Annotated in this window: 19 protein-coding genes; 10 read left to right on the top strand and 9 right to left on the bottom strand. The window is 63.7% G+C overall.

The genetic code is table 11. The annotated features are described in order from the left end of the window. Positions 1-17: 17 nt before the first annotated feature. The 8 genes from HBO24_RS02715 to tatA form a co-directional block, all read right to left on the bottom strand. A complete protein-coding gene (locus HBO24_RS02715; RefSeq protein WP_169989773.1) occupies positions 18-782 on the bottom strand; it encodes a hypothetical protein in 765 nt (254 codons plus the stop codon). A gap of 11 nt (positions 783-793) precedes the next feature. Then, positions 794-2,416: an FAD-binding oxidoreductase gene (locus HBO24_RS02710; protein WP_170059254.1), complete on the bottom strand. Its 1,623-nt coding sequence runs from the start codon at positions 2,414-2,416 to the stop codon at positions 794-796. Next, a complete protein-coding gene (locus tag HBO24_RS02705) occupies positions 2,406-3,272 on the bottom strand; it encodes a class I SAM-dependent methyltransferase (protein WP_057440933.1) in 867 nt (288 codons plus the stop codon). The genes HBO24_RS02710 and HBO24_RS02705 overlap by 11 nt, the downstream gene beginning before the upstream one ends. A 34-nt stretch (positions 3,273-3,306) precedes the next feature. Continuing rightward, the gene (locus tag HBO24_RS02700; protein ID WP_170059253.1) at positions 3,307-4,236 is read right to left on the bottom strand and encodes a GNAT family N-acetyltransferase; all 930 of its coding nucleotides are present in this window, start codon (positions 4,234-4,236) and stop codon (positions 3,307-3,309) included. Between the two features lie 50 nt (positions 4,237-4,286). Next, complete coding sequence (locus HBO24_RS02695) at positions 4,287-4,799, bottom strand: MarR family transcriptional regulator (protein WP_057440936.1); 513 nt, start codon at positions 4,797-4,799, stop codon at positions 4,287-4,289. 92 nt (positions 4,800-4,891) lie between these two features. Then, the gene (tatC, locus tag HBO24_RS02690) at positions 4,892-5,656 is read right to left on the bottom strand and encodes a twin-arginine translocase subunit TatC (RefSeq protein WP_057440938.1); all 765 of its coding nucleotides are present in this window, start codon (positions 5,654-5,656) and stop codon (positions 4,892-4,894) included. Continuing rightward, positions 5,653-5,946 (bottom strand): Sec-independent protein translocase protein TatB, encoded by a 294-nt coding sequence (gene tatB / locus HBO24_RS02685; RefSeq protein ID WP_057440939.1) that lies wholly within the window; start codon positions 5,944-5,946, stop codon positions 5,653-5,655. The genes tatC and tatB overlap by 4 nt, the downstream gene beginning before the upstream one ends. Further along, positions 5,946-6,161 (bottom strand): twin-arginine translocase TatA/TatE family subunit, encoded by a 216-nt coding sequence (gene tatA / locus HBO24_RS02680; RefSeq protein WP_057440941.1) that lies wholly within the window; start codon positions 6,159-6,161, stop codon positions 5,946-5,948. Before tatA ends, tatB begins: the two co-directional genes overlap by 1 nt. Before the next feature lie 161 nt (positions 6,162-6,322). Here tatA and gspK point away from each other — a divergent pair, with 161 nt between their 5' ends. Further along, the gene (gene gspK / locus HBO24_RS02675; protein WP_057440944.1) at positions 6,323-7,288 is read left to right on the top strand and encodes a type II secretion system minor pseudopilin GspK; all 966 of its coding nucleotides are present in this window, start codon (positions 6,323-6,325) and stop codon (positions 7,286-7,288) included. 459 nt (positions 7,289-7,747) lie between these two features. Here gspK and HBO24_RS02670 read toward each other — a convergent pair whose 3' ends face one another. Then, the gene (locus tag HBO24_RS02670; protein WP_170044176.1) at positions 7,748-9,778 is read right to left on the bottom strand and encodes a PhoX family phosphatase; all 2,031 of its coding nucleotides are present in this window, start codon (positions 9,776-9,778) and stop codon (positions 7,748-7,750) included. Between the two features lie 230 nt (positions 9,779-10,008). Here HBO24_RS02670 and HBO24_RS02665 point away from each other — a divergent pair, with 230 nt between their 5' ends. From HBO24_RS02665 to HBO24_RS02625, 9 genes are read left to right on the top strand one after another with little or no spacing between them, the layout of a single operon-like run. Beyond that, the gene (locus HBO24_RS02665) at positions 10,009-11,661 is read left to right on the top strand and encodes a lipoprotein UxpA (protein ID WP_170059252.1); all 1,653 of its coding nucleotides are present in this window, start codon (positions 10,009-10,011) and stop codon (positions 11,659-11,661) included. Next, positions 11,634-12,077, top strand: a complete 444-nt coding sequence (locus HBO24_RS02660) for a hypothetical protein (RefSeq protein WP_057440946.1) — start codon at positions 11,634-11,636, stop codon at positions 12,075-12,077. Before HBO24_RS02665 ends, HBO24_RS02660 begins: the two co-directional genes overlap by 28 nt. A 13-nt stretch (positions 12,078-12,090) precedes the next feature. Beyond that, entirely contained in the window at positions 12,091-14,034 is a 1,944-nt protein-coding gene (gene gspD / locus HBO24_RS02655; protein WP_057440992.1) for a type II secretion system secretin GspD, read from the top strand. Positions 14,035-14,039: 5 nt separating this feature from the next. Next, positions 14,040-15,488: an ATPase, T2SS/T4P/T4SS family gene (locus HBO24_RS02650; protein WP_081044222.1), complete on the top strand. Its 1,449-nt coding sequence runs from the start codon at positions 14,040-14,042 to the stop codon at positions 15,486-15,488. Beyond that, complete coding sequence (gspF, locus tag HBO24_RS02645; RefSeq protein WP_057440948.1) at positions 15,488-16,690, top strand: type II secretion system inner membrane protein GspF; 1,203 nt, start codon at positions 15,488-15,490, stop codon at positions 16,688-16,690. The genes HBO24_RS02650 and gspF overlap by 1 nt, the downstream gene beginning before the upstream one ends. A gap of 29 nt (positions 16,691-16,719) precedes the next feature. After that, the gene (gene gspG / locus HBO24_RS02640) at positions 16,720-17,178 is read left to right on the top strand and encodes a type II secretion system major pseudopilin GspG (protein ID WP_269749501.1); all 459 of its coding nucleotides are present in this window, start codon (positions 16,720-16,722) and stop codon (positions 17,176-17,178) included. A 2-nt stretch (positions 17,179-17,180) separates the two neighbouring features. Further along, positions 17,181-17,630, top strand: a complete 450-nt coding sequence (gspH, locus tag HBO24_RS02635; RefSeq protein ID WP_169989783.1) for a type II secretion system minor pseudopilin GspH — start codon at positions 17,181-17,183, stop codon at positions 17,628-17,630. Next, a complete protein-coding gene (locus HBO24_RS02630) occupies positions 17,627-17,992 on the top strand; it encodes a type II secretion system protein (RefSeq protein WP_057440952.1) in 366 nt (121 codons plus the stop codon). The genes gspH and HBO24_RS02630 overlap by 4 nt, the downstream gene beginning before the upstream one ends. Beyond that, positions 17,989-18,579 (top strand): prepilin-type N-terminal cleavage/methylation domain-containing protein, encoded by a 591-nt coding sequence (locus HBO24_RS02625; protein WP_057440954.1) that lies wholly within the window; start codon positions 17,989-17,991, stop codon positions 18,577-18,579. Before HBO24_RS02630 ends, HBO24_RS02625 begins: the two co-directional genes overlap by 4 nt. Positions 18,580-18,593: the final 14 nt, after the last annotated feature.

Raw genomic sequence — 18,593 nt, 5'->3', positions numbered from 1 at the left:
GTGACTCCTGTTCACATCTATTGAGAAAGGCTGCGGGTAGCCCGGGTAAAAATCCTGGTGGCGGCTTTGCCGCTGGGTGGGTAGCGCTCGAACAAATGCTGCACCCAATCCGGCCGGGTCTTGCTGGCGTCGTTGATCCAGTTGGCGACCGAGTCCTGGGCGTATTTGTCGGTTTCATCGAGCATGGCAATCAGCAAGGGTTCGGCCATCTGCGGCTCGGCTTTGAGCGGGGCGATGTGCTCGCACCAGACCCCACGCGGGCGCAGGATTTCAACGCAGAAACGGCGGATCAGCGGGTCATCGCTGCGGGCATGGCGGCGTAGCATCTCCAGTGCGCCCGTCAGGTCCCGGGCCAGCAACGGTCGCAAGGCAATCCAGGCCCATTCGCGCACGCCGAAATGCGGGTCGGTGGCGAACCGGAACTGGCTCAGCAAAGCCTGCTCCGGTTCGCTGTTGCGTTGGCAGTAGGCGTTGGCAAAGGCCGCCCAACTGCGCACGGTGTCCGACGGATGCTCCAGCAGCAGGCCCCAGGTCTGCTCGCGCAGGGGCAGGGCGGCGCTCTCCAGCCACTGCCCCAGTGCAAGGCCCAGGGCGGCGACTTTCTTGGAAATGCCCAGTGCCTGGCCGGCCTGGGCTGCGCTGTAAAGTGTTCGCGCCAGAGACGGCTCCAACTGCGCGCCAAGGGCTGTTGCCAGCGCTACCTGGTCAACGGCCAGACACTCGCCCAGATTGCGGGTGGCCAGGCGGCCCTGGTCAATCAGGTCCTTGCGTTCCTCACTCATCTCGATACCACCTACGCGGTCATGGCCTGGTCAGGCGTTGGGTTTGTGGCGCAGTAACGCCCTGGTGAAAGCAGGTTGTCCGGATCCAATGCGGCCTTGATCCGCGCCCCGAGCTGCCAGGCGGGCCCCTGAGCGTCGGTCAGCAGGTGCATGAAGCTGGCGGGCACGCGATACGGCAATACGCCCTGTGCCTTGCCTTGGGCGAACAGTTGGCGATAGCACTCATGGGCCCGGGTTGACGCCTGGGAGTCCGCACGATCGAACAGCAGCGGTACGGTGCAGTCGATGGCACGACTCGACAGGCTGGTCAGCGTCACCGGGCAAGGCATTTGCTGCTGGCGGCACCGACGCTCCATGGCGCGCACAAAATCGGCGACCTCCTGGATTTTCAGCGGCAGGATCGGTGCGTACCAGATCAGCCCGCAGTTATCCCGCGCCGGGTTCAGGGGCGCATCGGGCAGCGGCTTGGCGCCGGCAGTGTAGGCCAGCGGCAGGGCCACTTCGCTGGGCTGGCCTTCCATCAGGTCGATGCCTTGCAGCATCTTGCCCAGGGTCCGCTGCCAGCGCCGGGACCAGCCGCCGGGCAGATGGCCTAGCAAGCGTCGAGCGGTGGTCAACTGACCACGGCTCTTGAACATCGATTTGCTTGCGAAAGCCTCAAGTTCACGGTTGATCATGTGTTTGAGCGGGGCGTACTGGGCTTTCTGGCAATAGATCGAACCGACGCCCATCCACGCCGGCAGGCCCAGGGCTTCGGCGGCGGCCCGTTGCTGCTCTTCACTCATGCCCACCACCTGGGTGTCTTCGCTGGCCATGGTCAATAGCCGTGTGCGGTTCATCAGGTTGATACCACCAATCTGCCCGGGGGCCAGGTCCAGCATGCGCTTGATCCCTGCCAACGCGGCTTCCAGCCCTTGCTCTTCATCCACCCAGAAATAAAACGGCTGGATAACCTCGGGCTTGCGCACCAGGGCAATCGACATTTGCGTCACCACGCCCAGCCCGCTCTGGCTGAACAGCCCGTCCAGGTACGGCCCCACACCCCATTTGAAGCAGGGCGCCGTGACCCCCAGGGCCATTGGCGAGCGGTACAGCGTGCCGTCTGCCAGCACCGCTTCGATGCCGAGTACCGCCTGAAAGTGATCGGTATGGGGGGTGATGCCAAAACCGCGCTCCAGTGCATTGCCCAGCACGCTGCAGGTCGGGCCCGCGCCGGTGACGGGTGTCAGCCAGGGCAAGTTGTGCTCCTGTAGATAACGGGCGAGATCGCCCTGGGTCACCCCTGGCTCCAGGGTCACCACCGACAGCTCTTCATCGAACCCCAGAACCCGGTCCATCCCGGACAAATCCATCAGCACACAGCGGGCGTCGCTGGTCGAGGCGCTGCCATAACCCCAGTTGTGCCCGGTGCTGATCGGATGCACGGCAACCCCATGGCGCTGTGCGATCACCATACATGCCGAGACTTGCTCGGTTGAGCGTGGCGCAATCACCACCCTGGCATACGCGGGGGAACACATGGTGTCTTGCCCGAAACGCTCGATGCTTGCCGGGTCGACGCGCACACCCGCGTCACCGAGAACCTCGCGCCATTGTTGCTGGGCAAATGTCAGGTGGGCGGATTCAAAAGGCACTGGCCAGGCCTCCCAGGCGCAGGAACAGGCGCAACTGGTTCACATCCGCCTGGCGACTGGCGGGTAGCGCAGTGTAGCGGCGGCGGAACTCGGGTTTCATTACCTTCACGCAGCGTCGCTTGGGCGTGCGAATCACCATCATCAACGGGCTGAACGCGGTGCTATAGACCTTGGCACACGGGCCCAGGTAACTGGCGGCCAGGGTCTGGAACTCTTCCAGCGAGAAAGCCGCGAGCAGCGAGTTTCGATAGTCCAACAGGGTTTCCGCGTCCGCGCCGTCGCTGGCGCGCTGGACAAAGTAGTCGACGGACTCGATGGTTTTCAGGCGCCCGAAGTCATTCAGGTAAATCGCCCGGTCATTGCGCAGTACCCGGGAGATATTGCGAAAAGTACCTTCCAGCTGGCCAAGGTTTTCCAGGTGATGCAGGGCCATCGACGAGATCACTACATCCACGCTGCGGTCAGCGATCATGCTGAGCCGAGTCATGTCATCTTCAACCAGTTGCACGTTGTCGATGCCTTGCTGATGACACGCTTCACGCGCCACTTCCAGCATGTTCTGCGACAGGTCCATGCCAATGAATTCGGCCCGTGGGTTGAGCCGTGCGACTTGCAGCAACAGGGCCGCCGGGCCGCAGCCGATGTCCAGCACCACGTCGCCGGGCTTGATCAGCGCGCACATCTGCGCACAGTGATAAAGGTGGGTGCCGGACAAGGCCTGGCCCTGGGCCGCACTGTCGGCATAGGACGCCACACTCTGTTGTGCTTCCATGACCAAGGCCGGTTCGGGTATGCGCTCGAACGGTTGCTTGATCGTTATTTCCCTGAATATCGCGCGCAGCAATCCGCTGTCCATACTGCTTCCTCCATGAAATGACGTTTGAACGTGCTTACGCCAGGGCCAGTGCTCGCTGGACCCGTGGCGACAGGTTTCGGCCATGCACGCCACAGCGCGCCATATGCGTCAGCACTTCTTGCGCGTCCCAGCGGCGTACGCTGCCGGTAGCGGGCAGGCGGATATGGGCGTAGTCACTGCGGCAGAAAAAATCGAAGAAGTGCGTGCGCTGGCCTTCGACGGCAAACCCCAGGGCGGGGCGCCGATAAGCTTGCTGAAAAATCGCCGGCGCGTTGCCCAGATCCAAACACAAGGGCAGCGACAGGGCGTTGTTTAGCTTGGTGTAGGGCTGCACCCGGCCCATGGGGGAGAAGAACAATACATTGCGATAAAACGCTCCCGCCCGCGGATGCACGGCGATCAGCAAGCGCTGTACCCCGCGAAAATGCATGGCCCAGCGAAACATCGCATTGTAGAGCATCAAGGGCACCCCTTTGCCTCGGTAACCTGCAGCCACCGCCAGGGTGCCGACCTCTGCCAGCCGGCCGCCGGCCAGGCGCTGCATGACGACCTCGTTGCCATGGACTTCTTCCAGGGGCAAACCGAGCATGGAATCCTCGATCAACGAGACGGTGCCGACGATCTGTTGATCCTTGATCGCCACAAAGGTGGTGGTGCCCGGCAACAGGTGGAACGCCGAAAAGCGCATTCCGGCCCGGCACACTGTGGAGATACCGCGCCGTGCATAGCTGTCGTTGACCAGGCGCAAGGCCTCTTCCAGTTCGAACAGACTTTGCACCGGGCGAAACTCAAAGCCTTCGATGGCCAGGGAATGGCGGGCGATACGCTTGATAAACAAGCGCCGGTAAAGCGTGGGTGGGATGTAGCGTTCCAGGGAAACCATGCTGTGGCGGATGACATCGACGCCACTGTGGATCCGTGGCTTCCTGCCGAAATTGGTCATCACTCGCTGACTGTGCAGCATCAAACACCTCCTTGTGTGACTACCGCGATTGAAGCAATTGAAACCCGGGCCTAATGCTCATCCGGCAGTTGCTGGGACAGTGCGTGGCTGGCCGAGATGCAATAGATCGACTCGGACAATGCCTGGCGCTGCTCAATGCTCAAGCCCTGGATGATGCCGCTGATCCAATCCGTGTGTTCGGCAAACACCTCATCGACCACGCGTTTACCGTCGGTGGTCAGGCTGATAATCAGCTTGCGTCGGTCGGTCGGGTCGGTTTTGCGCTTGATGAACCCGTCGCCCTGCAAGCCATCGAGCAAGCCGGTAACGGTGCCGGTGGTAATTGACAGGCGGGTCGCCAACTCCAGCGGCGACAGCTTCCCGCCGGCACTCTTGAGAGTGAGCATGATGACGAAGCGGCCCTCAGACAGGTTGTAGCGAGCCAGACGGATGGCACACACACGATTGATCGCGGCCGCGGCCGATAGCAGCTCGAAGCACAGCTTGACACTGTCCCTGACCTCGGCTGGCACCCCATCAAGCTCGCGCAGCATGATGTGGTGTTTGTTCTCTAAAATATTCATAAGGCGCAGTTTATCTTGGCGCCTTACTAAGTCAACATTTTGTTTATCGTGCGCGGTGCGTCATTGTCTGCGGGCCCTGGGCCACGCCGCAATTAGCCCGCCGTATCCGCCGCCGGTACGTCTGTGCGCGGCTTGCTCACCGACCGGCTGGCCAGCAGCCCCAGCTCAAACAGAATCCACATCGGCACCGCCAGCATGGTCTGCGAAAACACATCCGGCGGGGTCAGCAACATGCCCACCACAAAGCAGCCGACGATCACATACGGCCGGCTCTTCTGCAGGGTCTGCACATCGGTGATCCCTGCCCAGATCACCAGGAAAGTAGCCACCGGAATTTCAAACGCCAGGCCGAACGCCAGCAACAGCGCGAGGATGAAATCCAGGTACAGGGCGATATCAGTCATCATCGCCACGCCGTCCGGGGTCACGCTGGTAAAGAAGCCGAACATCATCGGGAACACCAGGAAAAACGCGAACGCCATGCCCAGGTAAAACAGCACCACGCTGGCGGCCAGCAACCAGGCGGCGGTGCGGCGTTCCTGGCGATACACCGCCGGTGCGATCATGCCCCAGGCCTGGTGCAGCAACAGCGGCATGCTGATAAACAGGGCAATCATCATGGTCAGCTTGAGCGGCGCCAGGAAGGGTGACGTCACCCCGGTGGCGATCATGGTTGCGCCGCTGGGCAAGAAATCGCGCAACGGTTGCGAGACGAAGCTGTAGAGCTGTTGGGCAAAGGGGAACAGCGCGCAAAACACCAGGAGGATCGCCAGGACGCAGCGCACCAGGCGCGAGCGCAACCGGGTCAGGTGGCCGGTCACCGACAGGCGCGGAGCAGGCAAGGGCAGGTCGCTCATGGGGCAGGTGGTCCTTTGGGAGTGGCGGTTTCTGGCAGCGGGGCGTCCAGGCGGATGCCGTCGCGCAGTTGCTGCTCCAGTTGCCGCAAGGGTTGCTGGTCGATGCTCTGCAACAGGTGTTCGTGGTCCAGTTCCTGGGTGACCTGGGCCTTGAGCGTATTCATCGCCCGCTTGGCCCGGCCCAGCCACAGCCCGGCATTGCGCGCGGCGATCGGCAGGCGCTCGGGGCCCAGCACCAGCAGCGCCACCAGGCCCACCAGCAGCAGTTCGCTAAAACCGATATCGAACATCAGAGTTTGCTGTCGGCAGGTCGCTGAGGTTCGGCTTGCACCTCAAGGCTGGTCTTTTCTGTCGCCTGGGCGCCGGGTTCGTTGCCCATGGAGGAGCGAAAGCCCTTGATGGCCTCACCCACATCACTGCCCAGGCCCTTGAGGCGCCGGGTGCCGAACAGCATCACCACGATCAGCAGCACGATGACCAGTTGCCAAATCCCTATACCGCCCATAACGCCACTCCAAGCCATTGATTTGAAATATGAAGGCGCAGTTTGCCGAGGCTTTATGACGGCGCGGTGACGGTTTTGCGGGAATTGTGTGAGTCTGCCACTTGGTTGAAACATCCACTGTGTTGACTGTCGCCAGGATCTGCATAAAAGGTGGCGTGGCAATGGACAAGAAACGGCAGCAGGGGGCGGCGTTGCTGATGGTGCTGGTGGCCCTGGCGATGCTGGCGGGAGGCATGGCCTGGATGGTCGAGCAGGGGCGCCAGCAGGTCGACAGCGTGCGCCTGGTGCAACAGCGGGTGCAGGCGCGCGCGATCGAACGGGCGGCGCTGGCCTTTACCGAACAGGCCCTGCAAGACCCGCTGTGGCGTGCCAGCCCGTTGTTCTGGCAGGCCATGCGCGGGCAGCCGTTGGCTTATGACTTCAAGGGGGGCAAGGCGAGCATCCAGATTCGCGACCTGCACACCTGCTTCAACGTCAACGCGCTGATCGGCCCCGAAGCCGAACGTGCCCAGCGCCAGTTGGTGCATCTGCTGGGGGCGGACATGGCCGCCGAACGCCTGGCCCAGACCCTGGCGGACTGGCTCGACGCCGACCAGCAGACCCGCCTGCAAGGTGCCGAAAGCAACGAATACTTGCGCCAGTCGCCACCGCGCCTGGCGGCCAATCAACGCATGCGCGATATCAGTGAGCTGAACCTGCTGGCGGTGCCCGACGCGCTGCGGGCGTTGCGTTACCCGCAGTTATGCAGCCTGGACGAGACGGCGGGCTGGCGCCTGAATGCCAATGCGTTGAACCTGGAAATGCTGCCGCTGCTGGATGCGTTGTACGAGGGCGAGGTGTCGCGTTCGGTGCTGACTCGCTTGGTCAGCGCGCGGCCGGCGGGGGGCTATCGCGATGCGGGCGAACTGCGCCAGGCCCTGGGGGCGATGGACGACGCGATGTTCGAGCGCTTGAGCGAAGGTCTGCAGCTCAACGGTGACCACTTTCTGCTGCTCCTGGACATAGACCTGGATGGCCAGCGCTTTCGCAGCCAGTACCGTGTCGAGGCCCAGGGGGTCGTGAAGTGGCATGCGCGGGTGCCGGCACAGGGCATGCTGCTGCGCTCGCGGGAGCCTTTGCCGTTATAGAGCGTATGGGAGCGGATTTGTGTGGGAGCGGGCTTGCCCGCGATGACGGTGTATCAGTCGATAAATCTATTGGCTGACCTGCCGCCATCGCAGGTAAGCCAGCTCCCACATTTGATTTGTGGTGGTGCCAACATTCTCTGCCCCGCGCAGATCCCCTGTGGGAGCGGGCTTGCTCGCGAAAGCGGCAGTCCAGTCACTGTTTCTGGCGGCTGATCCACCGCCATCGCAGGCAAGCTCCCACATTTGCTGTGCAGTGTGGCGCAAACCCGAGATCCCACCTGTTGATTTTGAGATCACCACAAAGCAAGTGTGGGAGCTGTCGAGCCCCGGCGAGGCTGCGATAGCGGTAGATCAGCCAACATCCATGCTGGCAATGACCTCGTCATCGCAGCCTCGCCGGAGCTCGACAGCCCCCACAAGGATCGTGATGCAGGAGCCGGGCCGGCTCCTGCCGCTGGATCAGATCGCCAATTCACCCCCGTCAGCACGCTGGATCACAACCGTGGAGGCGCGAGGGCGGACTGTGCCAACCGTGACGTCGGTAGCCACACCGGTGGACGGCCAGTTGTCCGGGTGTTGGATGTTGACGAACACCGTCTTGTTATCGGGTGTGAAGGTCACCCCCGTCACTTCAGAACCGTTAGGCCCGACGAAGAAGCGGCGCAGGTCAGCCTGGTTCTGCGCATTGACCGGCACTTGCTTACCCTGGGCATCGACCATATTGGTCGGGATCACCACCAGCATCTGGTCGTTGGTGTAGTCGGTCAGGGTTTTTTCGCCGTTGTCGGTCTGGATCCACATTACGCCACGGCTGTCGAAGGTCATGCCATCCGGGCTGGCGAACTGGTTCAGCGTGGTCAGGCCTGAGCGGTTGATGTCCGGGGCGCCTGCGGCGTTGGCGCCAAACACAAAGATGTCCCAGGTGAAGGACACCTGGTTGTCCGCGTCATGCCAGCGAATGATGTGCCCGTGCTTGTTTTTGACGCGCGGGTTGGCGGCGTTGGCCACGGTGCGGCTGGTGTTGTTGGTGAGCGTCAGGTAGACGTCGCCATTGAGCGGGTTGACCGAGGTCCACTCCGGGCGGTCCATCGGTGTGGCGCCCACGGCGTCGGCCGCGCCACGGGTGTTGAGGATGATCCCCGGCAGGTCGGTGAACTTCGCGCCCAGGGTGCTGCCATCCACGGTCGGGCTGGCCACGTCGAGCAGCAACCAGTTGCCGCTGCCGTCGGCATTGAAGCGCGCCACGTAGAGTTTACCGCTGTCCATGTACTTGGCGCCGGTGGCCAGGCGGTCGCTGGGGTTGGCGTCAGCCGGGTCCCACAAGGCGGTGGAGACGAATTTGTACAGGTACTCGTTCTGCGAGTCGTCACCGCTGTAGAACACCACTGGCTTGCCGGCGGTGGTCAGGCCTGGCCAGCAACCTTCGTGGCGGAAACGGCCGAGGGCGGTGCGTTTCACGGCGCGGGTCGAAGCGTTGTACGGGTCGATCTCAACGATGTAGCCATAGGTGCTGGCTTCGTTGCGGTAGTCATCAGTGGCGGTGGCGCCGCTTGGGGTCACGTCGAAGCGGCTGAACTCACCGTTAACCTCGCTTGGATCACCGGCAACGCTCTCCCAGCGATAGTTGCCGCTGCCGGTGCCCACGCCGATGCGTACCTGGTCTGCCGGGCGGGCGCCACTTTTATTGACGAAAATCCCTGGCCAGTTTTCTTCGCAGGTGAGGTAGGTGCCCCACGGGGTATAGCCGTTACCACAGTTGTTGTTGGTGCCGCGGGTCTGGGTGCCGGTCGGCGAGAATTTGGTTTTTACGTGCTCGGTGCCTTTCATCGGCCCCGCCAGGTCCATGACCGTAGCCGTGGTGAAGCGGCGGTTCAACGGATCGTTTTCCATCACCTGCCAACGGCCGTTGACCTTACTGATGCGCATCACGCCCGCACCGTGGGCGTTGATTTCCTTGCGCACTTCTTCGACCGGACGAACACCGCCGACCAGGGTCGGGCCCGCCGGGTGCAGGGCTTGCGCATCGATGTATTCGTGGTTGATCGCAAGCAGGCCGTCGGTGGAGCTGCCATTGATTGGAAAGAAGTGCATGCCGTCGTGGTGCATGCCTACCGCGTTGGCCTGGTCGGTCGAGGTGTTGCTGCCGTCGCTTTTCCAAGGGGCAGCGTTGCTGTTCAGCGGTGTACCCCAAGGGGCCAGCACGTGGGCGGTGTAGCCGGCGGCCACGGTGCAGGCATCGGTGAGGGAGCCGGGGATCGAGTTGAAGCCCAGTTTCAGTGCCGGCTTTGGCGGCTGGGTAGGGGTGTCGTTGTCCGAGCCACCGCCGCTGTCAAAACAGCCCGTCAGGCCGGTACCGGCAATCATGGCGATCGCGGCGCCGAGCCCGCCCCGTACCACACTGCGGCGGCTCAGGTAGGCAGTGAGTACCGATTCCATCGGCTCATTGAGGCTCAGGTTGCGATTCTGGTTGTCGCCAGTCTCTCGACTCATTTCATCAGGTCCTTTGTAGATCACGATTTTTGAAAGGAGCCCGAACTCTAAGAGCCGAATGTGATGATTCGCGGTCGGTTTTGTTAAAAATGTATTTAAGTTTAATTTTTTTATTTCCTTTTGTTGCAGATTTGCATATTTCACTCCTGTTAAAAAACTGACATTAAACCGTCATTAATTGACCCCCACTATGCCGCCCTTAAAGCAGTTAGCCTCAGGGTGAGAGAACAATGGTTTCAATGGTGCGGCGCGATGTATTGGGATGGATGACGCTGGGCGCCTGTGCCCCGTGGCTGGCCGGCTGCTCCAGCCGGGGGGCTGCGGCGGGGCCTGCGGACAGCCAGCCGGTCGACCTGCTGTATATCGCTGACACCCTCGATGCACGCCTGCCGGGTCGCCCGGTGGTGCCCGCCACACGCCTGGGGCCGGCGACGCGCATCGGCCAGGCACCTTGGATTACCGGTGCCAATGCGCGTTTTCGCCAGGCCGATGGCAGCCAGTTGGATGGCCTGCTGGATGCCTCCTTAAGTGACGGTGTGCAAACCGGCGGCTACGCGGTACTCGGCGCGGTGTTGCAACGCCTGCGCGATGAAGCCGGCCCTGAGAATAGCCTGACCCTGGAAAACGGCCAGTGCTGGAATGGCAGCGGCCTGGCCTACCTGACCCGTGGCCTGTCCGGGGTCCAGGGCAGCCAGTTGCTCGGCAGCGAAGTGCGAGTCAGCAGCGACGAGCGCGTGCTATGGCCCGAACAATGCCAGGGCCTGTACCAGCAATTCGGCCACCCGGTGCTGGGCGCCGGGCTGGCCAGCGCCAGCGCGCAACGCCTGTCCACCCCAGGCATGCAGGTGTTCCGCCGGGGCGGCGTGCGCATCGCTGTGGTTGGCATTACCGACCCTTATGCGCGGGACCAGCAAGGGTCTTTGAAAGAGTGGTTGCACAGCCTGCAACCGGTGCTCACCCAGGCCCGTGAAGAAGCCGACCTGGTGGTGGCCCTGGCCGATGTCGGTACCGGCCCGGGCTTCTGGCTGGCCGAGCGCCTGAGTCAGGTGGACTTGATGTTGTGTGCCCGTGGCCAGGACCTGTGGCCGCAGCCGGTAGAAATCCTGCAAAGCTCCGGCAAGCGCGTCCCGGTGGTGCTGGGCGGGACCCGGGCCAGCGGCGCCTTCCGTATCCGCTGCCAGGCCCAGGCCGGGCAATGGCGCTTTGATGCGCGCTTTTTTGCGGCCCAGGCCAGTGCGTTGGACGCTCCCGCCCAGGCCCACGCCCAGCGCCTGCAACCACGCCTGCAACAACAGCGCGCAGCCCACGCGGCGTGGCTCGACCAACCCTTGGCCAAGGCCCCGGAAAACCTCTGGCGCCGCGATGTACGCGCCGGCAGTTGGGATCGCCTGTTGCATCAGGCCCTGGCCCGCGAGCCCAAGAGCGCAGTACTGCTGCCGGGCCTGCGCTACGACAGCCCCTTGGCCCGTGGCCAGATGATTACCCGCGAACACTTGATCAGCCTGAGCGCCAGCTACCCGGCGCCGGTCGTGGATGTCCCGGCGCAGCAGGTGCGCCAGGTCCTGGAAAACGGCGCCGAACAGCTGTTTGGAGAACCACTGCTATTGGATAACAGCCAGGACTTGCCACGCTGGCTCGGCCAACCCTGGCAGGTCACCTATAGCCCGGGCGGCAAGCGGGTCAGTGAGTTTGCCGAGCCGGTCGGCACCTGCCGCACCTTTGGCCTGGGCTTTGCCGCCGATGCCGGGCAACCGCTGTGGCAGCACCTTGAAGGCTGGTTGCGCGAGCAGCCGGCGGATTGGCAACTGGCGCCGCTGCAATTGCCTGAAGTGCGCTACGTGCAGGGGCATCCGGGATGGCATCCACGGAGCCTGGTCAGTTGAACCGTGCGGGCAACCTGCTGCTGGCAACGCTCCTGGCCTGGCTGGCAGCGCAATGTGTGCTGCAACTGTGGCACGGCATCGCGCAACCGATCGCGCTAAACCCGCCAGCGGCGCCGGTCGCCGACCTGTTGAGCAACCACTGGACACCGCGTCAGGCTCCCAGCGACGACCTGCCGTTGACCACCCTCAAGGTCGATTACCTGGGCAGCCTCAAGGCCACGCCGTTGCGCGCCACGGTACTGGTCCTGCGCTATCAGCAACAAGAACGCACGCTGACCCTGGGTCAGCGTCTGGCTCCCGGCATCGTCCTGCAAGACATTGATGACCGTGGACTGATTTTCGACAATCAAGGGCAGCGCGAGCGCTTGCCATGGCCGACTGAGCGACCGGTGATCGGCCTCAAGCGCAAGGAATGAACCGACGATGCACATGATCAATAAATGCCTGGGCCTGAGCGCATTGTGCCTGGCCTTGAGTGTGACTCCAGCCCACGCCGAAGACGCGCCAGCCTTGTATGAAGTGAACTTCATCGACACCGAACTCACGGACTTTATCGACAGCGTGTCGCGCATCACCAACACCACCTTCATCATCGACCCACGGGTCAAGGGCAAGGTCACGGTGCGCAGCCTCGATATGCTTGGTAGCGAGGCCATCTATGACATCTTCCTCGCCCAGTTGCGCGCCCAGGGTTTTGCTGCGGTCAACCTGCCCAATGGCAGCGTGAAAATCGTGCCGGACCAGGCCGCGCGCCTGGAGCCGGTGCCGGTGGAGTCTGCACGGCAGGCCGTGCAAGCCAACGATGGCATGGCCACCCGGGTATTCAGTGTGCGCAACGCCGCCAGTGAACAGATGCTCAATATCCTCAAGCCGCTGATTGACCCCCGGGTGGGAGTGATCAGCCCGTACCCGTCGGCCAACCTGCTGGTGATCACCGACTGGCGCAGCAACCTCGACCGTATCGATGCGCTGTTGCAGCAACTCGACCAGGTCAGCCAGGAGCCCCTGGAAGTGCTGCCCCTGGTCAATGCCAGCGCCAACGACACCGCACAATTGATGACCCGCCTGCTGGCCCGCGAGCAGGGCGCCGATGGCGCGCAGGTGGTTGCCGACCCGCGCAGCAACGCGTTGCTGGTACGCGGCAGTGCCGACAGCCGCCAGCGGGTGCGCGCGTTGCTCAAGCAATTGGACCAGCCACAAACTGCCTTGCGACCTTCGAACACGGTGGTGATGTACCTGCGCCATGCCAATGCGGCTGAGGTGGTCAAGGTGCTGCGCGGCTTGAGCCAGGACACCCCGGGCGCCGGTGGCGAAGGCGTGCCCACCGAAGGTGCGCCCAAGCAGATGGCGGTCAGCGCCTCAGGCATTCGCATGGAATCGGAGGAGGGCACCAACGCCGTGGTGATGGTCGGCCCGGACAGCGAAATCGCCGCCTACCGCACCATCGTCGAACAACTGGATATCCGCCGCGCCCAGGTGGTGGTGGAAGCAATCATCGCCGAAGTCTCCGACACCCGCGCCCAGGAACTGGGTGTGCAATGGCTGTTTTTGGGCGACTCGTTTGGCGGCGGCGCGGTGAACTTTACCAATGGTGGGACGAGCATCGCTGGCCTGGCCGGGGCCGCTGGCAGCGGCGACACCGCAGGCCTGGGCAAGCTGTTGGCCAATGTGCCAGGGGCGACCGCCGGCTTTGGCAAGCTCAATGGCGGCGGGCTGAACTTCCTTGCGCTGCTCAATGCATTGAAAAGCGAAAGTGGCTTCAACCTGCTCTCGACCCCGACCCTGCTGACCCTGGACAACGCCGAAGCGTCGATCCTGGTGGGCCAGGAAGTACCGTTTGTGACGGGCTCGGTGACACAGAACAACACCAACCCCTACCAGACCATCGAGCGCAAGGAAGTGGGGATCAAGCTGCGGATCAAGCCGCAGATCAATATCGACAACACCGTGCGCCTGGACATCGTGCAAGAGGTCTCGTCGATTGCCGAGAGTACCGGCGCCAGCGATGTGATCACCAACAAGCGCGAGATCAAGACCAAGGTCATGGTCGAAGACAACGGCCTGGTGGTGCTGGGCGGGCTGATCGGCGACGAGGCCAAGAACAGTGACCAGCGTGTGCCGTGGCTCGGCGATATCCCAGGGATAGGGCGGCTGTTCCGCTCCAACGCCAGCCAGCGCACCAAGCAGAACCTGATGGTGTTTATCCGCCCGCGGATCATGCGCGACGGCGAAACCCTGGCCCAACTGAGCAGCGAGAAGTACCGCAACCTCAAGGTCAATTCGAACCTGGCATTGCCCGCGATCTCCGATAACAACGCCTTGCTGCGCCTGTTCCCGGCCAGCCGCGAGCGTCTCGACGAGGGCGTGTGGTGAGTATGTTGTTGCCCTATAGACTGGCACGCCAGGCGGGCCTGGCGCGGGCGCCGGGCGCGCAAGGCTGGACCTTGTGTTTGCGCGAGGATGTCGACACCGACGCCTTGCAGGAAGTGCTGCGCGTGCATGGCCTGCCGACGCTGGTCGAGCACCTCGATCCGGCCCAATACGAACTGCGCCTGGGGGCCTTGTACCAGGCCGGCGAGTCGGCCACGGCAGCGTTGATCGAGGGCATCGGCGAGCAGGTCGATCTCGACAGCCTGATCAACGAACTGCCACGGATCGAAGACCTGCTGGAGAGTGACAACGAAGCGCCGGTGATCCGCCTGATCAATGGCCTGTTCGCTGAAGGCCTGCGTTTGCGGGCCTCGGATATCCATATCGAGACCTTCGAACAGAGCCTGGTGGTGCGCTTGCGGGTGGACGGCCATCTGCGCGAGATCCTGCGCCCGCCACGGGCCTTGTCGGCCATGCTGGTGTCGCGGATCAAGGTCATGGCGCGCCTGGATATCGCCGAAAAACGCCAGCCCCAGGACGGGCGCATTACCTTGCGCTCCGGCGGGCGCGAGGTGGATATCCGGGTTTCGACCTTGCCCGGCATTCACGGCGAACGTGTGGTAATGCGTGTGCTGGACAAGCAGGCCAACCTGCTGGACCTGAACAACCTGGGCATGCCTGCAGAGGTCGAACAGGCCCTGCGCGCCTGCCTGTCGCGGCCCAACGGGATCTTGCTGAGCACTGGGCCCACCGGCTCGGGCAAGACCACCACGCTGTATGCCAGCCTGAATGCGCTGAACGATGGCTCGTGCAATATCCTCACCGTCGAAGACCCAGTGGAGTACGCGATTACCGGCATCGGCCAGACCGCGATCAACCCCCGCGCCGGCATGACCTTCGCCAGCGGCCTGCGGGCGATCCTGCGCCAGGACCCGGACGTGATCATGCTCGGCGAAATCCGCGACCAGGAGACCGCACAGATCGCGGTGCAAGCCAGCCTTACCGGGCACCTGGTGCTGTCGACACTGCACACCAACAGCGCGGTGGGCGCGGTCACGCGGTTGCGGGACATGGGCATCGAACCGTTCCTGATCGCCTCCAGCCTCAAGGGCGTGATGGCCCAGCGTCTGGTGCGGCGTTTGTGCCATTGCGCAACGCCGGCACCGTTGCTGGCCGCCGAACGCCAGTTGTGGCCGGAGCTGGCCCTGCTGGAACACAGCTTTCACCCCCAGGGCTGCGACGACTGCCAGGGCAGTGGTTACCACGGGCGGATCGGCCTCTATGAATTCATCACCCTGGATGCCGGCTTGATCAGCCTGTTGTACGACGGCGCCAGCGAAGCGGCCATGCACGAATACCTCGCCGACAAGCGCCAGAGCCTGACCGCCATGGCCACCGAATGCCTGCGCCGTGGCGAAACCAGCCTGGAGCAGGTTCTGCGTGCGGTGCGCGACTGATGCCGACCTATCGCTACCAGGCGCTGGACCTGCGCGGCAATCGCCGCAAAGCCAGCATCCAGGCGGAAAACGAGCGCCATGCCCGGCAACTGCTGCGTGAGCAGGGCCTGTTTGCCCGTGAGTTGCAGGTGCAGGGCGCAAGCCTGTCGAGCCCGCGCGGGCAACGGTTGAACCATGGGCAACTGTGCGAATTAACCCGCCAGTTGGCCACGCTGTTGAGCGCCGGCATCCCCTTGGTGGATGCCTTGGCCACCCTGGAACGCCAGTTGGCGGAACCGGCGATTCGCAACCTGCTGGTGGCGGTGCGCGGTGCCCTGGGCGAAGGCTTGAGCCTGGCCCAGAGCCTGCGCCGCCAGGGTGGGCAGTTCAATACGCTGTATTGCGCACTGGTCGAGGCCGGCGAGCGCTCGGGCAAATTGGCGCCGGTGCTGGAGCGCCTGGCCGAGCACCTGGAGCAAGTGCAGAAACAACGGCACAAGGCGCGCACGGCGTTGATCTACCCGGCGGTGCTGATCCTGGTGTCGCTGGCGGTGGTGATCGGCCTGATGACCTTTGTGGTGCCCAAGCTCACCGAGCAGTTCAGCCACACCGGGCAAAGCCTGCCGCTGATTACCCGGGTGCTGATCGGCGCCAGCGAGGGCCTGGTGATGCTCGGCCCGTGGTTGCTGGGGCTGGGCTTGTTGCTGGCGCTGGGCGCGCGGGTGTTGCTGCGCCAGGCGGTATGGCGCTTGCGCCGCGACAGTCTGGCCTTGCGCCTGCCGCGCATTGGCGTGCTGTTGTCGGTGCTGGAAAGCGCACGGGTCTCACGCAGCCTGGCGATTTTGCTCGGCAGTGGCGTGCCGTTGCTCGAATCCCTGGAGGTGGCCACCGCCACGGTTGGCAACCGGCAGATCCACCAGGCCCTGGAGGCGGTGCGTGAGCAGGTCGAAGGCGGCGTGACCCTGTACCGCGCCCTGAGTGCCAGCGGACACTTCCCGCCAATGCTGCTGAACATGGTCGCCAGCGGCGAGGCCAGCGGCACCTTGCCCGACATGCTGGAGCGCGTCGCCGACAACCAGGAGCGTGGGTTTGCGCGCCAGGTCGACCTGCTGCTGGCGTTATTCGAACCCCTGATGATTCTGCTGATGGGCGCGGTGGTGCTGTTCATCGTGCTGGCGGTGTTGCTGCCGATCATGCAGCTCAATCAGGGCCTGAGCCTTTGAACAGACAACCTGAAAACGGAGAACTTGAAATGCAAAAGCACGCCATGCCTGGCAATCGTGCGGTCAAGCGTCGCGAGCGCGGCTTTACGCTGATGGAAATCATGGTGGTGATTTTTATCATCGGCCTGTTGATCGCGGTGGTCGCGCCCAGCGTACTCGGCAGCCAGGACAAAGCCATGCGCCAGAAGGCCCTGGCCGACCTGGCGACCCTGGAGCAGGCGCTGGATATGTACCGCCTCGACAACCTGCGATTCCCCACCTCCGAGCAGGGTTTACAGGCCCTGGTCAGCAAGCCGAGCCTGGAACCCTTACCGCGCAGCTGGCGTACCGACGGCTACATCCGCCGGTTGCCCGAGGACCCGTGGGGCAATGCCTATGGCTATCGCACCCCGGGGCAGCATGGCCGGGTGGACCTGTTTTCCCTGGGCGCCGACGGCCAGGAAGGCGGCGAAGGCACCGACGCCGATATCGGTAACTGGGACCTCTAGGCATGCAGCGCAGTCGCGGGTTTTCGCTCCTGGAAATGCTGGTGGTGTTGTTGATCGTCGGCTTGTTCAGTGCCCTGGGCGTGGCCTACCTGGACGCTGGCCAGGCGCCGATGCGCCAGGCCCTGGCCCAACTGGCCAGCGAGGCGCGCAGCCAGGCGGCCCAGGCGCGGCATGCCGGGCAGTTGCTGGGCTTGCGCTGGAATGGCCGCAGCCCGGAGTTCGTGCGCTGGCAGGTGGGGCGGGGTGCGCCTGGGTGGCAGGTCGCACCCTCGCGCGGTGCGCCCTGGCCGGCCGGCTTGCAACCTGACTGGCCGGTGAGCCGCGAGCCCCAGGTGATGTTCACCCCGTCGGGGCTGGCCCGCCCGGTGTCACTCACCTGGCGCTGGGCCGAGGGCCGCCAGCGTTGGCAATGGCAAGCGGACAACACCTTGCATATCGCGACGCTGCCATGAAGCGCCAGCGCGGTTTTACCTTGCTTGAAGTCATGGTCGCCCTGGGGATTGCTGCGTTGATGGCGGTGATGGTCAGCCAGTTGTTGCGCCAGCGCATCGCCACCCATCAAGCGGTCGCGCAACATCGCCTGGGCAGTTTGTGCGCGCGGGAGCTGGAGACGCGGTTTGGCGTGGAACAGTACTGGCCGCAGATCAATGCGGTGAGCGGCGAGCTGCGTCAGGGGCCTGCCACCTGTTACTGGCAACTGACCCTGGGCAACACCGGGGTCAACCGCTTGCGCCGGGGTGAGTTGAGCTTATTTGCCGATCCCCAGCAGCGTCAGCCCCTGGGTCAGTTCAGCCTGTTCCTGGTGCGCCCATGAAGGCGGCGCAGCGTGGCCTGACCCTGATTGAGCTATTGGTAGCTATGGCCCTTACGGCGGTGGTCGGAGTGTTGCTGGCGGCCTTGGTCAATGGCTGGGTCAAGGTGCGTGAGCGCCTGGACGAGCCCGGCAGCGAACCCCAGGTATTGGAGTTCTGCATGGCCCTGGAGCGCCGCTTCGATGGCCTGGTGTTGCGCCAGTTGTATGAGCAGCGCTTGCCCCTGGACCTGGCGTGGCTGGAGTGGCAGCCGAGCCTTGGGCAATTGCAGTGGGTGGCCCTGGGCGCCTGGCCGCCGGCAGAGGGTGCGTCGCGTGTGCAACGTCAGCGCCTGCTGTTCGATGCGCGCCAGCAGCGCTTGAACCTGCTGGTCTCGGCCGACCTGTACGCCGCCGACAAGCCGCGCTGGCAACTCAAGGAGTCACTGGCGCCGGTCGAGCGCGCCACGTTCAGTTTTTACCAGGGCACGCGCTGGCTGGCCTTTCCTTCTACTGTTGCCGCCCAGCCCAATCGCGGCGTGCGGATCGAGTTCGAGCACCATGGAGCCCCTTATGTCTGTACTTTCGCCTTGCCCGATACCCAGCCATGAGCCGGAGCGCAGGC

This window comes from Pseudomonas sp. WS 5410, from assembly GCF_012985645.1.
GTDB lineage: Bacteria > Pseudomonadota > Gammaproteobacteria > Pseudomonadales > Pseudomonadaceae > Aquipseudomonas > Aquipseudomonas shahriarae.
Note: the sequence above shows the minus strand (reverse complement) of the source record. Positions and strands in the feature narration are given on the sequence as shown.

What these genes read in the sequence shown, in the direction of transcription:
- HBO24_RS02715 (WP_169989773.1), bottom strand. Translation starts at nt 782, where the DNA reads ATGAGTGAGGAACGCAAGGACCTGATTGACCAGGGCCGCCTGGCCACC.
- HBO24_RS02705 (WP_057440933.1), bottom strand. Translation starts at nt 3,272, where the DNA reads ATGGACAGCGGATTGCTGCGCGCGATATTCAGGGAAATAACGATCAAG.
- HBO24_RS02700 (WP_170059253.1), bottom strand. Translation starts at nt 4,236, where the DNA reads ATGCTGCACAGTCAGCGAGTGATGACCAATTTCGGCAGGAAGCCACGG.
- HBO24_RS02695 (WP_057440936.1), bottom strand. Translation starts at nt 4,799, where the DNA reads ATGAATATTTTAGAGAACAAACACCACATCATGCTGCGCGAGCTTGAT.
- tatC (WP_057440938.1), bottom strand. Translation starts at nt 5,656, where the DNA reads ATGAGCGACCTGCCCTTGCCTGCTCCGCGCCTGTCGGTGACCGGCCAC.
- tatB (WP_057440939.1), bottom strand. Translation starts at nt 5,946, where the DNA reads ATGTTCGATATCGGTTTTAGCGAACTGCTGCTGGTGGGCCTGGTGGCG.
- tatA (WP_057440941.1), bottom strand. Translation starts at nt 6,161, where the DNA reads ATGGGCGGTATAGGGATTTGGCAACTGGTCATCGTGCTGCTGATCGTG.
- gspK (WP_057440944.1), top strand. Translation starts at nt 6,323, where the DNA reads ATGGACAAGAAACGGCAGCAGGGGGCGGCGTTGCTGATGGTGCTGGTG.
- HBO24_RS02670 (WP_170044176.1), bottom strand. Translation starts at nt 9,778, where the DNA reads ATGAGTCGAGAGACTGGCGACAACCAGAATCGCAACCTGAGCCTCAAT.
- HBO24_RS02665 (WP_170059252.1), top strand. Translation starts at nt 10,009, where the DNA reads ATGGTTTCAATGGTGCGGCGCGATGTATTGGGATGGATGACGCTGGGC.
- HBO24_RS02660 (WP_057440946.1), top strand. Translation starts at nt 11,634, where the DNA reads ATGGCATCCACGGAGCCTGGTCAGTTGAACCGTGCGGGCAACCTGCTG.
- gspD (WP_057440992.1), top strand. Translation starts at nt 12,091, where the DNA reads ATGATCAATAAATGCCTGGGCCTGAGCGCATTGTGCCTGGCCTTGAGT.
- gspF (WP_057440948.1), top strand. Translation starts at nt 15,488, where the DNA reads ATGCCGACCTATCGCTACCAGGCGCTGGACCTGCGCGGCAATCGCCGC.
- gspG (WP_269749501.1), top strand. Translation starts at nt 16,720, where the DNA reads ATGCAAAAGCACGCCATGCCTGGCAATCGTGCGGTCAAGCGTCGCGAG.
- gspH (WP_169989783.1), top strand. Translation starts at nt 17,181, where the DNA reads ATGCAGCGCAGTCGCGGGTTTTCGCTCCTGGAAATGCTGGTGGTGTTG.
- HBO24_RS02630 (WP_057440952.1), top strand. Translation starts at nt 17,627, where the DNA reads ATGAAGCGCCAGCGCGGTTTTACCTTGCTTGAAGTCATGGTCGCCCTG.
- HBO24_RS02625 (WP_057440954.1), top strand. Translation starts at nt 17,989, where the DNA reads ATGAAGGCGGCGCAGCGTGGCCTGACCCTGATTGAGCTATTGGTAGCT.